12 protein-coding genes are annotated in these 13,474 nt (G+C 38.0%); 3 read left to right on the top strand and 9 right to left on the bottom strand.

Features of this window, described 5'->3' with window-relative positions; genetic code table 11:
* Positions 1–927 precede the first annotated feature (927 nt).
* Genes GQO39_RS06305 through GQO39_RS06295 form a run of 3 tightly spaced genes read right to left on the bottom strand, consistent with a single transcriptional unit; the run spans position 928 to position 3,694 of the window.
* Positions 928–1,899, bottom strand: a complete 972-nt coding sequence (locus tag GQO39_RS06305; protein ID WP_156851438.1) for a WD40 repeat domain-containing protein — start codon at positions 1,897–1,899, stop codon at positions 928–930.
* Positions 1,900–1,909: 10 nt separating this feature from the next.
* Positions 1,910–2,938, bottom strand: coding sequence for a CobW family GTP-binding protein (locus tag GQO39_RS06300; protein WP_156851436.1), 1,029 nt, complete (start codon positions 2,936–2,938; stop codon positions 1,910–1,912).
* 12 nt (positions 2,939–2,950) lie between these two features.
* The gene (locus GQO39_RS06295; RefSeq protein ID WP_156851435.1) at positions 2,951–3,694 is read right to left on the bottom strand and encodes a creatininase family protein; all 744 of its coding nucleotides are present in this window, start codon (positions 3,692–3,694) and stop codon (positions 2,951–2,953) included.
* Between the two features lie 1,089 nt (positions 3,695–4,783).
* On the opposite strand from GQO39_RS06295, the gene GQO39_RS06290 reads away from it, so the two are divergent.
* The gene (locus GQO39_RS06290; protein ID WP_156851434.1) at positions 4,784–5,131 is read left to right on the top strand and encodes a hypothetical protein; all 348 of its coding nucleotides are present in this window, start codon (positions 4,784–4,786) and stop codon (positions 5,129–5,131) included.
* A gap of 260 nt (positions 5,132–5,391) precedes the next feature.
* Here GQO39_RS06290 and GQO39_RS06285 read toward each other — a convergent pair whose 3' ends face one another.
* Positions 5,392–6,720 carry an NAD(P)H-dependent oxidoreductase gene (locus GQO39_RS06285; RefSeq protein ID WP_156851433.1) on the bottom strand — a complete coding sequence of 443 codons (1,329 nt, stop codon included), beginning with the start codon at positions 6,718–6,720 and terminating at the stop codon, positions 5,392–5,394.
* A gap of 164 nt (positions 6,721–6,884) precedes the next feature.
* Between GQO39_RS06285 and GQO39_RS06280 the strand changes: the two genes are divergently transcribed.
* Positions 6,885–7,364 (top strand): MaoC family dehydratase, encoded by a 480-nt coding sequence (locus GQO39_RS06280; protein WP_156851432.1) that lies wholly within the window; start codon positions 6,885–6,887, stop codon positions 7,362–7,364.
* Between the two features lie 203 nt (positions 7,365–7,567).
* Here GQO39_RS06280 and GQO39_RS06275 read toward each other — a convergent pair whose 3' ends face one another.
* From GQO39_RS06275 to GQO39_RS06265, 3 genes are read right to left on the bottom strand one after another with little or no spacing between them, the layout of a single operon-like run.
* On the bottom strand, positions 7,568–8,227 hold the full coding sequence (locus tag GQO39_RS06275; RefSeq protein ID WP_156851431.1) for a methionine ABC transporter permease: 660 nt from the start codon (positions 8,225–8,227) through the stop codon (positions 7,568–7,570).
* Positions 8,220–9,254: a methionine ABC transporter ATP-binding protein gene (locus GQO39_RS06270; protein ID WP_156851430.1), complete on the bottom strand. Its 1,035-nt coding sequence runs from the start codon at positions 9,252–9,254 to the stop codon at positions 8,220–8,222. The genes GQO39_RS06275 and GQO39_RS06270 overlap by 8 nt, the downstream gene beginning before the upstream one ends.
* A gap of 23 nt (positions 9,255–9,277) precedes the next feature.
* Positions 9,278–10,096, bottom strand: a complete 819-nt coding sequence (locus tag GQO39_RS06265; protein ID WP_156851429.1) for a MetQ/NlpA family ABC transporter substrate-binding protein — start codon at positions 10,094–10,096, stop codon at positions 9,278–9,280.
* A gap of 515 nt (positions 10,097–10,611) precedes the next feature.
* Between GQO39_RS06265 and GQO39_RS06260 the strand changes: the two genes are divergently transcribed.
* Positions 10,612–11,238: an SH3 domain-containing protein gene (locus GQO39_RS06260; protein ID WP_156851428.1), complete on the top strand. Its 627-nt coding sequence runs from the start codon at positions 10,612–10,614 to the stop codon at positions 11,236–11,238.
* An 87-nt stretch (positions 11,239–11,325) separates the two neighbouring features.
* On the opposite strand, the gene GQO39_RS06255 is transcribed toward GQO39_RS06260, so the two are convergent.
* Both GQO39_RS06255 and GQO39_RS06250 read right to left on the bottom strand, forming a co-directional pair.
* Complete coding sequence (locus GQO39_RS06255; protein WP_156851427.1) at positions 11,326–12,354, bottom strand: aspartate-semialdehyde dehydrogenase; 1,029 nt, start codon at positions 12,352–12,354, stop codon at positions 11,326–11,328.
* A gap of 397 nt (positions 12,355–12,751) precedes the next feature.
* Positions 12,752–12,976, bottom strand: a complete 225-nt coding sequence (locus tag GQO39_RS06250; RefSeq protein ID WP_156851426.1) for a helix-turn-helix domain-containing protein — start codon at positions 12,974–12,976, stop codon at positions 12,752–12,754.
* Positions 12,977–13,474 lie beyond the last annotated feature (498 nt).

Raw genomic sequence — 13,474 nt, 5'->3', positions numbered from 1 at the left:
ATCGGCTTACCAAAGCAGGCTTTTCCGGTGCGCGTTTCTCTGCTGGTTTGCTCTACCTTTTTTGACAAGGAAGATCTATCCTTTTACGTGAAAGGCAGCAGAGTTTGCTGCCTTTTAATTTATCGAAATCTATTTTTTCATCATTTGTTGATAAAAAAAGTCACTATATGTGATTTCTTTGGCTTGTGATTGAAAATACCTCATAATTGTATTGTTTTCTGCTATGCTGCAAAAAAATTCTAAAAATTTTACAACGATAATATGCTATGGAATGAGCAATTTCATTTTGATTTTAAGAATTTCGAATAATGAATGCTTGATGTTTATGGCGTAGTATTTCAAAAAATTGTGTGTTTGATGGTTTTTTTATCAATATTAAGTGGAACAGTATGGATTTTGGGGATGCTTTTCTTAAGTGGGGGATACCGTTATTTTGCCCATCTTTTTATCAGTATCGTCAGTTTCAAATGGTCGTGTTAAAAAAGAGAGCGCTTATAATCAGAAATTTTAGGAAAGTAAGTGCTGACGTTATCGTTGGACAACGCTTGATGTTTTCTTCAAAAATTTTTTCGAAAAGCTCTTTTGCGTGTTTTTAATTAGCTTATTTTCAAGCATTAAGAAACTTTTTTTGGATTTTGCTGAGGTAATTTTAAACAAAAGGGTTTTAAGGGGTTATGCCTTTTATGAAAGGATTGCAGCGTATACGGTTTTTTATGGGGATGGATTATTTTCTTATGGTCTGTTTAAGGGTGATGTTTTTACGCTTGGTTGGATAAAGCAATAACGTTTAAGAGTAGACAGCTCAGACATTTTCTCGTTTGAAGTGCTTGGTTTTTCTTTAGAGAGAAAAAGAGTTTTGGTGTTCAGTTGTTGCTGGAGAATTGTACAGCTTTTTATCTGCAATGATTGTTATTGTTAGTATTTTTCTTAAAGAATAATGTTGATAATACCACATTCACCGTTTTCGCTTCCAAAGGCGAGGTTGTGGCCTGTTTGATCCCAGTTTAGTGCTGAGATGGGGCTTGTTCCACAACCTTTTAGAAGGACTTCTTTTCCATCATGAAAATATGCACACAAAATCATGCCATCATTGAAGCCTATTGCTACAATTTCTTTACTTGGATGACATGCAACGGTGCTGACAAGCGCATTTGCGCGTGTGCCGAGTTCTAATGGTGTTTTCCCTATGGGGCCATCTTTTGCATGAAAGGGCCAAATAATGGCCGCTGATGCTCCTGATGTTGCTAGCCATTTTCCTTTTGCACTCCAAGACCAGTTTTTGACTTTGCTTGGATAGCCACTCATGCGTAAATGTTGATTATCAGTGAGACGCCAGCCATGGAGGGCGTTTTCTTGCAGAGTAGAAATGACATAGCGGTTGTCCGGTGAGAAGGTGACGCCAAAATGCGCTCCTTTCCATACCAGTGTGATTGGCGTTGTTTGCGTTGATAACCAATGAAGGGTAACACCGTTGTAATGGGCAATGGCAAGCCGTAAACCTTTGGGAGCGAAAGCAAGACCTTCTACACACCGTTCATGAAGGAGTTCTTGTAGTCCATTACCAACATTTGCCAATGTTCGACGTGAGGAGGAAAAGGCAAAAATTTTCTGCGGTCCAAAAGCAACATTGTTTATCCATTTTCCTTCCTGTTTGCTTAGCAATTCTGTACGACCATCTGCTGTTGTTTGACAGACCTTTCCATCTTCTCCACCTGTGATGATAGCTGTGTTATCGTACGCAAAATGGCTTGAAATTATTCCTTGTTGAACTTGAATGGTTTTGGAGGGGGATTCTAAAAAAACAATCAAACCTTCTACTGAAACGAAGGCTGGTTTATTCTCAATAAAGCCGCAGGAAAGGCAATAACTTTGGAGATCATAATGGGTAATGCTTGGCATTGTCACTCGCTTATGCACAATTTTTAAAACCAGTTTTAAGCTTTTCGGGATCAAGGTTGCGACCAATAAAAACAAGCCGGCTTTCACGTTTTTCATCTTCACGCCATGGACGTTGATGCTGTCCTTCAAGAATCATATGTATGCCTTGAATGACATAACGATCATCGTCTCCGTGAAAAGCAATAATACCCTTTAAACGCAAAATATCTGGTCCTTGTTGCTGAGTCACTTGTTGGAGCCAAGGGAAAAATTTTTCTGGCTGAAGAGCACTTGTTTTTAAACTTATAGAAGTTATCGTAATATCATGAATGGTGGATATATGGTGGTGTTCGTGATGATGATTGCAATCGGGACCACACACATGATTTGAATGTTGGTGATCAAGAAAATGGGGATCGTTGTCTAGTGTGCGTTGTAGGTCAAATGAACCACGGTTTAGGAGTTCGTTAAGAGGGATATTGGCGCGTTCTGTTGTATAAAGTGTGGCTCGAGGGTTAATTGCAAGAATAAGCGATTGTACGTGTGCACGTTCTTCTGCACTAACAAGATCAATTTTATTTAACAGAATGATATCAGAGAAGGCAATTTGATCTTCAGCTTCACGGCTTTTTTTAAGCTGGAGTGGAAAATGTTTTGCATCAACGACTGTGATAACACTGTCGAGTGTGGTTTTTTCATGTACAGTATCATCCATAAAGAAAGTTTGCGCAACAGGAATTGGATCAGCAAGGCCTGTTGTTTCTAAAATAATGGCGTCAAATCGATGAGAGCGTTGCATCAAACTTTCTAAAATGCGAATAAGGTCGCCACGCACGGTACAGCAAACACAGCCATTATTCATTTCGTAAATTTCTTCGTCTGATTCAACAATAAGGTCATTGTCGATTCCAATTTCACCAAATTCATTGACAATGACGGCATAACGTTTGCCATGGTTTTCGCTGAGAATGCGATTGAGAAGAGTGGTTTTTCCTGAGCCAAGATAGCCTGTAAGAACCGTAACGGGGATTTTGTTGAGTGTTTTTTGTTTTTTTTCCATGGTTCGCACCTTTTATTGTAATGCGTTTATTTTAAACCGGCTGATATCATCAAGTAAATCACGAAGTCCGTAAAGAACATGAGAAAAAATTGCTTCACCTGCTTGCGGTGTTGCTTCGCTTGCATTACCTGCTGCTCCTTGTGTGTTCAGATCCCGCATTGTCCACCCAAAGGCATGAGGACCATAAGCGCGTAAATAGCGATAATTGGCAATCATATCAGATTGCTTATTATGGAAATTTTCTGCCTTTTCCATATGTACTTTTTCTGGTGCTAGATAAAGCATTAAAGAGGTTTCAATAAATCCTCCATGGATATCAAGATGATGTTGAGACGGTTCCATCAAGCCTACTGGTAAGCCAAAACGAGTCCAACTTGTCGCTACCGCAAGCATTGAAAAACGTCTTCGTAGTTCAGTGATGACAATGTTCATTAAAGGCGAATTGCCTCCGTGAGCGTTAAGAAGAAGAAAGCGTTTAATTCCTTTACGATAGCAACTTTCACCTATGTTTATCCAGCGTTTTATGGCATCAGAAAAGGTGAGTGTTTGTGTACCAGTGACGTCCATGTGTTCTACCGAATAGCCGATCTTTTCAACAGGTAAGAGCGCGATATGAAATTTATCTTGTGTTTGTAAAGTGAGTGCTTTTGCAAAAGCTTCAGCAATAATCCAATCGGTTTCAAAAGGGAGGTGATTTCCGTGATATTCGTGTGCGCCCAAGGGCAAAAGAGCGAGGAAAGGCGTGTAAGATATCATAAATTTATTGTCAAAAAGAAAAGTCAATCGATGTGAAATTGTAAAGTCACTTTTCCCGATTTTAAGATATATACGGGGGAAACGCAAACAGGGGCATTTTGTATCAAATATGTGTGCAACGCAAGTGAGGAATTTGTTAAAAACGGTGAAGATCTCATTGAGAAAAATGACCTCAATTTTTGATATAATATGAGGTTATAAATATTCAAAGAGTAGGTATATTTTGTGAGGTTTTCTGATGAGTGCTACTGTTTTTGAAAAGTGAGTATTTAGAGATATCAAATATTCTACATCACATCATGAAAATGAATTCTCTCAATCTATCTATTTATTAAAACTCAAATTCAGATGAAGCTACCAAGATTCCTCTTTCTGCTATGTAGGGAGAAACAACGTATTGTTATTGTTGTGAAGGATGTGGTTATTACAGACTTTGTATTTTTGATGATTCATTAACAAATTTTAGTGTTCATGAGGAAAAATTGGTGCAATAGGCAGAGGCATTAAAAAGAGTTTGAATAATCTATTAACATGGGGAAGACGAAGCGTAGTTGAATATACGAGAAGGGGCATAAGGGTATAATTTTTTTGCGTTATTGCACAGCTATTCGGATGACAGACTGATCGGTTGATTTACAGAGAATAATACGGTTTCTTTGCTTTGTGTTTGAAAGTGCTTAATGAACATATTGTTTTTTCTTGTATTCAAAAAATCTTCTTAGAGCTTTGGCGATGGTGATGCAGTTGAGCGATGGCATTTTGCTTTTTTAGTATTTTAATAATATGAACTTGGTATCTATGTTCAAGTATTTATCAATATGAGTCTTTCATGATGTTCTGATTTTTTCAAACGAACTTGTTTAAGCTGTTACTTTAGAAATGCAGTCTTTGAGTAGATTTCTTCATAATTTATAATTACTTATCTTTATTGTTTGGAATTGTTTGGAAATTGTGTCTTTTTTTGTGCCTTTGCATGGAATACCTAATGTATCATATGATGTACCGTATTGTATTACATGTGTTAAAATACGTATAGCTTTGAATATTTTTTTACTTTGTCAGTAAAGAAAAAGAGGAGCAAAGAAAGCTATGTTTAAATTATTTAAAAATCGTCTGTGTTTATGTATTTTTACAGAGTTTATGCTTTGTTTTGCGCAAAACATAGAGGGTAATACAAGAATTATGGAAAATCAAATTCGAAAGGAGCTTCTTGTTATTGCACCAAATAGGGATACAATTGCTAAGGTTGTCGATACAGCCGTGATCCGAAATACTAAAGAACAAGGCTGGTCGGCTTTTAGGAACGTTGAGAGGGTGTCTTTCTTCAAAAGATTTTGGGGTTGTGTTAGTATTATTTCATTATTATCTTTTTTAGCTGCAGCCGATATACTTGGAGTTGTGGTATCTATTGTGGCGTTATTGTATAACATTGCGTAGTTTCACTAATTTCATTAGTGAGGTTTATTTATCATTTCATTATTTTTGAAGATTCTATGTTTGAAGGCAATGGGTGCAGCATTGGATAAGGAGACTGATAAGTTATCTTCTTGAAGGCAACATAAAACACTGTACCAATATATATGAGTAAAAGTTTAAAGTTATTTTCTCAATTATCTTCAACACGCTAGAGTCTGAGCTTCCCTATACAGTTTATAATTATTTTACAATAATAAAAAGATAATAAGTTTTTTCATGCTTCAACAAGGGGGAGGCAAATTAAGCAAAAGGTCTTGTTTTTTGCGAAGCCTTGCAATCCACTGATCTCCTCGAATAGCAGTGTTGTGCACTGTTATGAGTTCATTCTTTTTGATTTCAGCTGTCACTGTCGCTTTTTCTAAAAGACCGCAAGGAATAGCTTGATGAGCACGTGCTTCTGTAAAATTCATTATCCAAGCACGATAACTGTAAAGACCGATAAAGTCCAACTGATCACCAGGATATAAATCTTTTTTAGCAACAGCACAGACTTCTACCACTGGGGTGTTAAGTGGAGCCATATCTTCTTTGCCATACAGCATAACACGCGCACAAGTTAGAGGAACTTCCATTGCTGTTAAATGATAGGGGCGATGAAAGGTGAAGTAAGGTCCCTGACCAATTTTTAAATCTTCCATACGTTCGCGTAGACGCGGGTGTGTTATTTCTGCAATGACAAAAACACCTGGGGAAACTCCTTGGCCTATTGAATAGTCTACAATGCCACATTTCTCCAAAATACCACCATTCTGTTTTGGGATAAGTACTTTGCTTAAATCTTGAAGTGCTGCTTGTGGTCCATGCATTCCTGGGCAATCGGGGAGAAGTCCAGTTGCATTGGCAATTGCTGCCATTTCAACCATCGTTTTGGAACCATCAATAAACTCAACCAACATGCGGACATTCATATTACGTCTTAATGCTTCTTCCTCGTAAGTGTCAGGTGTGGCATCAAAGATAAGAGGATTATTTTTTCCTTTACCAGCTGCAACAATTTTATGTCCAAGGGCTGAAACAAATTCGATGAGTTCCATGCAGGAAGTAGGTTCATCACCGGCACCAAGTGTATAAACAAGACCTCGTTTTTCTGCTTCATGTTTTAGATAAGTGCCAATTGTAACATCTGCTTCAACATTCATCATGACAAGGTGTTTGTTGTTTTCAAGCGCTTTGAAACCAATTTCTGCTCCAGCTTCAGGATAGCCTGTTGCATCAACGATAATATCAATTTGTTCATGGCGTAAAACAAGATTAATATCATCTGTCGCTGCAATCAGACCTCTTTCAATGCTTTGAGTTAGGGCATGAGTGTTTTCAACTTCTCGTACATGTCCATCTTCACCGTAGGCTAGTGCGGCGGCATCAAAAATACGTGATGGTGTTCTGGTAGCAACGGCTGCAACTATTATGCCATCCATATGTGCAATACTTGATAGCAAATCTGTCCCCATTTCACCACAGCCAATAAGTCCAACACGGATGGGGGGGTGGTTTTCTGCACGCTGTTTCAGGTCGCGTGCTAAACCTGTTAGGTTCACATTTCTTGCCATTATTTTTTCCTATTTGAAAATTACCTTTTTAAAAAGGTATTTTCTCATTCATAAGGCGCATTTGCTCTCTAAGGTAGCTAATCTTTTCTTGATGCTCTAATCAATGGGTTTTATAAAAGCAAGAGGGTTGCGGTATTTTTATCAAATAAAACAGGAATGGTGTTATGCAGCAAAAAATAGCAGTACAAGATGTCGTCAATTTTATTGGGAAAGAAGTAGGATTATCTCAGTGGCGTCTTGTTACGCAGGATATGATTAATCAATTCGCACAAGCAACAGATGATCATCAATGGATCCACGTAGATGAAGAAAAGGCTAAAAACACACCTTTTGGTGGTACTATCGCGCATGGTTTTTTAACCTTATCACTTTTGTCTACGTTAGCTTATGAAGCACTTCCAGAGTTGGAAGGTGCAAAAATGGGGATTAATTATGGTTTTGATAAAGTGCGCTTTATGAGCCCTGTGAAAAAAGGTGCACAGGTACGTGCTCGTTTTGTTTTGGATGATGCTGAGATTCGTCCTTCTGGTAGAGTTGTTTTTCATTATGGAGTCACGGTGGAAATTGAACAGTTAAAAAAACCAGCTCTCACTGCTCAGTGGCTTATTATTGCTATGGTTGGCGAAAAATCTGAGAACTCATGAATTATTTTAATATGTTGTTTTATCAAGTTTCTACACAGTTTTAGCAGAAGTCCATTGGATAATAATATGAAGAACAGAAAAGGATGATGATACTTGTCATAATAGAGCCATTACAATGCTGATAACTATGGTGGACTTTTATATCACCTAAATTATTTTTACTGTTTATTATGATGGTTGGAAAAAACGCAAACTGTTACATTTTAATGTCTTTTCTTATTCAATTTTTGCACAATTTTATCAGAGGACCATTGAGTAATAACATTAAGAATGATCAAAAGGATGATGACACTTGTCATAATGGAGGTATTGTAACGCTGGTAGCCATAGCGAATTGCCATGTCGCCTAAACCGCCTCCACCGAGATATCCAGCAAGTGAAGTGGCCCCTATAAGAGAAATAATCATGACTGTAAAACCTGTAATTAGGCTAGGAAGTGCTTCAGGAATAAGAACATGCCTAATAATTTGAAGACGGCTCGCTCCCATGGAACGAACAGCTTCAATCAGCCCATTTTCAACGGTTTTAAAAGAGAGTTCTGCCATTCGTGCATAAAAAGGAATAGCTGAGATGGTGAGTACAAAGATCACAGAAGGCATTCCCACACCTCTTCCTACAACCATACGGGTAAGAGGAAGAAGATAAAATGCAAGAATAATAAAGGGAATGGCGCGAATACTATCAATGAGGATACTCAAAGGGCGGTTGATAAGACAGGAGGCAAAAATCCCTCCACGTGCAGTTGTGTAAAGTAGAAGGCCAAGGGGAAGCCCCACAATGAGTGCCATCAAAGAAGCACTTATCGTCATCAAGATTGTATCAAAAGCGGCGTTGGGGAGCTCATGAGAGAGAACATTAAACATAACCTAAAACCTCGCAATATCGGCCTTTTTCTGCCAACCACTGAACAGCTTTGTCTAAAGCTTCTTTATCTTTTGTTGGGAGACCTAAGAATAGTCGCCCGATGGTTTCTCCTTGGACTGTATCAATACCACCATGCAGAATACGTGCTCTTAAACCGATTTCATCTTCCAAAAGATTGAGAAAAGGTTGTTGGGCAATTTCACCTGCAATATTGATTTCAATAACAGCTTCTTGACCTATTGGTTTAAGATTTTTTGCAAATTTTTCAGGAAGTTGTGGAGTAACAAGTTTGAGCATGGCAATGGTTGTTTCTTCTTGCGGAGATGTGAAAATGTCTTTCACACGTCCTTGTTCCATAATGCGTCCTTGATTGAGGACAACAACACGATGCGCAATAGTGCGTACAACTTCCATTTCGTGGGTAATGAGTACAATAGTGAGATTGAGGCGATTGTTAATATCAGCAAGAAGTTCCAGAATAGATTGTGTTGTTTCAGGGTCCAGAGCAGAGGTTGCTTCATCTGATAACAATATTTTAGGATTAGCAGCTAAAGAGCGCGCAATGCCAACGCGTTGTTTTTGCCCTCCTGACAATTCTGCTGGGTAACAGTGCTCTTTACCACATAAACCCACCAATTCGATGAGTTCAAGGGTACGTTTGTAGCGCTGTTTTTTGTTTATACCACTTAATTTAAGTGGTAATGCGATGTTATTAAGAATATTTTGTGATGATAAAAGATTGAAATGTTGAAAAATCATTCCAATACGCTGGCGGTAAGGCGCCCATTCTATTTCTGACAGATTTGAAACATCTACGCCTTCAAAAAAAATAGACCCTGCGTCAATTCTCTCTAGTCCATTTAAGCAGCGAATAAGCGTTGATTTTCCTGCTCCACTACGACCAATGATGCCAAGAATTTCACCTGCATGGATATTGAGAGATAAATTGTCAACAGCCGGAATGCCAGCCGTTTTGTTAAAATAACGGCTGACGTTTTTTAAGGAGATCAGAGCGGGTTTTTCCATTCATAACTACCAATTTGGCGTAATTACCAAGATGTTATCGCTGCTGGCCCGAAAATTTCTTTGATTTTCGCACGGACAGTCTCGTTATTGTAAGCAGCAACTAATTTTTTGACCCACGGCTCATCTTTATCGCTGGTGCGCACAACAATGATATTATTATAAGGATTATTTTCTGCTTTTTCCCATGCTATCGCATCTTTTTGTAGGTCTAATCCAGAAACCAAAGCCCAGTTTGTGTTTACAATCGCAATATCAAAATCATCAACCGCTCGTCCTAACATACCGGCATCTAATTCACGAATTTGCAAGTTTTTAGGGTTTTCAATAATATCAAGCGGAGAAGCCAGAATATCGTGAGGATCTTTTAACTTAATGAGATTTAGAGAATTGAGAAGAAGTAAGGCTCTTCCACCATTTGATGGGTCGTTAGGAATGCCGACATGTGCGCCATCACGCAGTTCTTTTAAATCTTTGATTTTGTGTGAATAAACACCAATGGGAGCAATAAATGTGTACCCCACAGTTGAAAGTTTGTAGCCACGCTGTTCAATTTGATTTTTAAGATAAGGGGAGTGTTGAAAAGCATTCGCATCAATCTCTCCTGCGTTAACAGCATCGTTAGGCAAAGTGTAATCAGAAAAATAAACAAGTTCAATCTCTAAACCCGCTTTTTTAGCTTGTTCGGCAGCAACTTTCCAAATAGTTGCTTCATGCCCTTCCATAGTACCGAGTTTGATCTTTGATTTGTCTGCTGCCATGGAAAAGGAAACAGACAAGAAAAGTGCAAAGAGAGGAAGGAGGAATCCGATGGTGGCATTCCGAGATAATTTCTTTAATGTCATGTATGTTTATCCTTTTTTCTTTTCCAAAAGACTTGTTGAGGGAAGAAAATATAATTCTGTACTATTTTAAGTGAATTTAAGCTTATAAAAGCTTTATAGAATATTCAATCATTTTTATTTAAAAAAGAATGTTATTTTTTCCTATACTGTAAGCATTCTTTGAAAAACAACATAATGCGCTCGCGGTATTATTTCTTAATTGAGATAATAATTCTTGTATCGCAGTTATTTGTTTGGGGAACCAATAGCACTTTCAAAACTTCTTTAAGTGATGATTGGCTGAATAGCCAAGCAATCAGATAATATTTTAGCAGTAAATCTATGCGTCGAATATTGCGCAATCAAAACAATAGCCCAGTGTATAGGGCGGTAGGGGACAAAGTAAGAGAGCTATTCTCTAAATGTGATGGATTTTTGAAGGTGACACAAGAATTTATCACTATTTGACTGAAACGTGGCAAATTTTTGCAATAACAAATATTTTGCCTTTCATACTCTGGAGAGGAAGAAAAATAATGTTAAAAAAGAATTTTTTATCAACCATAATGATTTTTTTAGCTATAGGTGGATTGGGGTTTGGAATGACTGTTTCTCATGCGGTAGCTGGAACAGTTGCTCGTGTAGCGTCAGGGAAGGCGGTTTTACGCACAGGACCAGCGACAGCTTACAAAATTATCACTACCGTCCCAACTGGAGGGAAAGTGCACATTCATGGGTGTCTTTCCAATAAAGCTTGGTGTTCTCTTCGTTATAATAGAAGGGATGGTTGGGCGTCGGCACGTTATTTAAATGTTAACAATGTTCCTACGATTTCTTTTGCACATATGCGTATGAAGCCGAACTCTATGATAAAAACACAAACAGGAAAAGTGAAGCAGGTTGCTCCTCATTTCAAATCTATGAGGGTGCCTCAAAAAACACGGAAAAACATGCAAAAATTGTACAGAACAGATATGATCATTGATTCTACAGGTGTAAAAAAAAGGGACGAGCGTACAATTTTTAACCCATCACCAAAGGCACGAGGTGTGTCTGTAAAGCATGTAACGTCTTATAATCCTTTTTTCCCCAATGATGTCAATTTCAAAAATTTTGAACGCAATGAAACGCGTTACCGCATTGTGACTTATCCTGCTCCATAAGGATAAAAAAATTCACTGTTCTTGGGAGAGAAACAGGAAGATTACGGCAGCATGAAGTGAAAAAAAACACTTTGTGCTGCTCCTTTTTTAGGTCGCTTTAGGTTTTATCAAATTACGAGAAATGAGCAATTCAGCAATTTGAATGGCATTTAATGCTGCTCCTTTTTTTAAATTGTCAGCAACAACCCAGAAAGCTAAACCATTTTCGACCGTGATATCTTCACGAATACGGCTAATAAAGGTGTCATTCTCTCCTGTACATTCATAAGGCGTTATATAACCGCCATCTTCGTGTTTATCGATGAGTTGGCAGCCGGGAGCATCGCGCAGAATGGTTTGTGCTTCATGGGCGCTTAGTGGTTTTTCAAATTCAACATTTACAGCTTCAGCGTGACCGATAAAAACAGGTACCCGAACGGCGGTGGCTGTTAATTTAATTTTAGGGTCAAGAATTTTCTTTGTTTCAACCGTCATTTTCCATTCTTCTTTGGTATAGCCATCTTCCATGAACACATCGATATGGGGAATGACGTTAAAAGCAATACGTTTGGTGAATTTTTTTGATGAGATTGGATCTGCAACAAAAACCGCTCGTGACTGTTCAAAGAGTTCATCCATACCTTCTTTACCAGCTCCAGAAACCGATTGATAAGTGGATACAACAACACGTTTAATAATTGCTGCATCATGGAGAGGTTTTAAGGCTAAGACAAGTTGAATTGTTGAACAATTAGGGTTTGCTATAATATTACGTTTGAAAAAACCATCAACAGCGTGTGCATTCACTTCAGGTACAATCAACGGGACATTTGCATCATAACGCCAAGTGGATGAATTATCGATGATCACACAGCCGGTAGCAGCAATTTTAGGGGCATATTCTTTAGAAATGCTTCCCCCCGCTGACATGAGGCAAAGATCTATTTCAGAAAAATCATAAGCATCAAGTGCTTTTACTTTTAAAGTTTTGTCACCATAAGAAACATCTTGTCCTAATGAGCGTCGTGATGCCAAAGGGACCACTTCACGGGCAGGAAAACCGCGTTCTTCGAGAATTGTAAGCATTTCACGACCAACGTTTCCAGTCGCGCCGACAACTGCAATTTTAAAACTCATTTTTCATACTCCTATCCCTCTCAGACCTTTCTTCCTTGGGCTGTACTCAAGAGAGGGCAAGTTGGCCAAGGAACATAAAATTATATTGTTGATTTTCAGAGACCCAATTTTGTGCAGGTTCATCATACTCTATAATGCGACAGAGTGATCATTTTGAATAATATATCGCCCTTCTGGATCTGTGAAATTGAGAAAATTTAAACATTTGATGCCAAGCCGTATGGGCATCTCTTTTGATAGCGTGCAAATCTAGTGCGTTCTTCATCTTCTGTCAATTGTTTCCCTTGAGAGATTTGAATTTTGTAATGATTGCATCAGTTATTGCGCGAGTGATATTTTTTATGTACTGTCTGCTTTGCACGCTATTCCTTCATCGTAATTGTATTAGGGCATCTTTTTATTGAGATGTCAGTGTAAAAGAAAGAGGGACATCCAGTATCTTGGTAATTTCTTGCAAGAGTTCTGCTTCCACAGAGTTTATTCCTTTCTTATACTTTTGGATTTGTTGGAAAGTTACGCCTAAATGATCGTCTAATTGTTTTTGAGAAAGTTCACGTTTTTTTTTCTGAAGCGAATTTTTACCTACAGAAATGTCATTAAAATGTGGATTTTTAGTTTGCATCTTATCTCCGCTGGGTGCGAGCACCTTCCCATTGATATTGCGTGGCTTGAAAGTATTGAACTCAAACAGCGTCATGCTTTTAGTATTTATAGCGTTGCGATATAAAAAGAGCTACCAGAATTCCGCAATACGCGTGAAGCGGGTTCATTTTTATATTCGAGATTATAGGGCTTCCAGTCTCTATTGACCGCTGCAGATACGTCAAAATTACAAGTTTAATTCATAGGGTACTTTCTTTAAATCCTTAATCATAATTAAAACAATTTTGTTTGTTGGTCTTTCTCAAATTGCCATTCAACTATTGCAATTCTTCTCCCTGTTTTGGTAGGATTTTGATCAATTTTCTGTTCATTCTTTTTGATTATGCTTTACTCAGAGGTTAAAGTATTACTTGGGGTATCTTTATTTCTTTAATGGTGTTGTATCCTCTCATTCGGAAGTAAAAAATATTTTGTCTCTGTCATGAAAGGAAGCAATATATGGATAAAAAACGTTTTA

Source organism: Bartonella refiksaydamii, assembly GCF_902652675.1.
GTDB classification, from domain to species: Bacteria; Pseudomonadota; Alphaproteobacteria; order Rhizobiales; family Rhizobiaceae; genus Bartonella; species Bartonella refiksaydamii.
This window is presented reverse-complemented; position numbering and strand designations above follow the sequence as displayed.

What these genes read in the sequence shown, in the direction of transcription:
- GQO39_RS06305 (WP_156851438.1), bottom strand. Translation starts at nt 1,899, where the DNA reads ATGCCAAGCATTACCCATTATGATCTCCAAAGTTATTGCCTTTCCTGC.
- GQO39_RS06300 (WP_156851436.1), bottom strand. Translation starts at nt 2,938, where the DNA reads ATGGAAAAAAAACAAAAAACACTCAACAAAATCCCCGTTACGGTTCTT.
- GQO39_RS06295 (WP_156851435.1), bottom strand. Translation starts at nt 3,694, where the DNA reads ATGATATCTTACACGCCTTTCCTCGCTCTTTTGCCCTTGGGCGCACAC.
- GQO39_RS06290 (WP_156851434.1), top strand. Translation starts at nt 4,784, where the DNA reads ATGTTTAAATTATTTAAAAATCGTCTGTGTTTATGTATTTTTACAGAG.
- GQO39_RS06285 (WP_156851433.1), bottom strand. Translation starts at nt 6,720, where the DNA reads ATGGCAAGAAATGTGAACCTAACAGGTTTAGCACGCGACCTGAAACAG.
- GQO39_RS06280 (WP_156851432.1), top strand. Translation starts at nt 6,885, where the DNA reads ATGCAGCAAAAAATAGCAGTACAAGATGTCGTCAATTTTATTGGGAAA.
- GQO39_RS06275 (WP_156851431.1), bottom strand. Translation starts at nt 8,227, where the DNA reads ATGTTTAATGTTCTCTCTCATGAGCTCCCCAACGCCGCTTTTGATACA.
- GQO39_RS06270 (WP_156851430.1), bottom strand. Translation starts at nt 9,254, where the DNA reads ATGGAAAAACCCGCTCTGATCTCCTTAAAAAACGTCAGCCGTTATTTT.
- GQO39_RS06265 (WP_156851429.1), bottom strand. Translation starts at nt 10,096, where the DNA reads ATGACATTAAAGAAATTATCTCGGAATGCCACCATCGGATTCCTCCTT.
- GQO39_RS06260 (WP_156851428.1), top strand. Translation starts at nt 10,612, where the DNA reads ATGTTAAAAAAGAATTTTTTATCAACCATAATGATTTTTTTAGCTATA.
- GQO39_RS06255 (WP_156851427.1), bottom strand. Translation starts at nt 12,354, where the DNA reads ATGAGTTTTAAAATTGCAGTTGTCGGCGCGACTGGAAACGTTGGTCGT.
- GQO39_RS06250 (WP_156851426.1), bottom strand. Translation starts at nt 12,976, where the DNA reads ATGCAAACTAAAAATCCACATTTTAATGACATTTCTGTAGGTAAAAAT.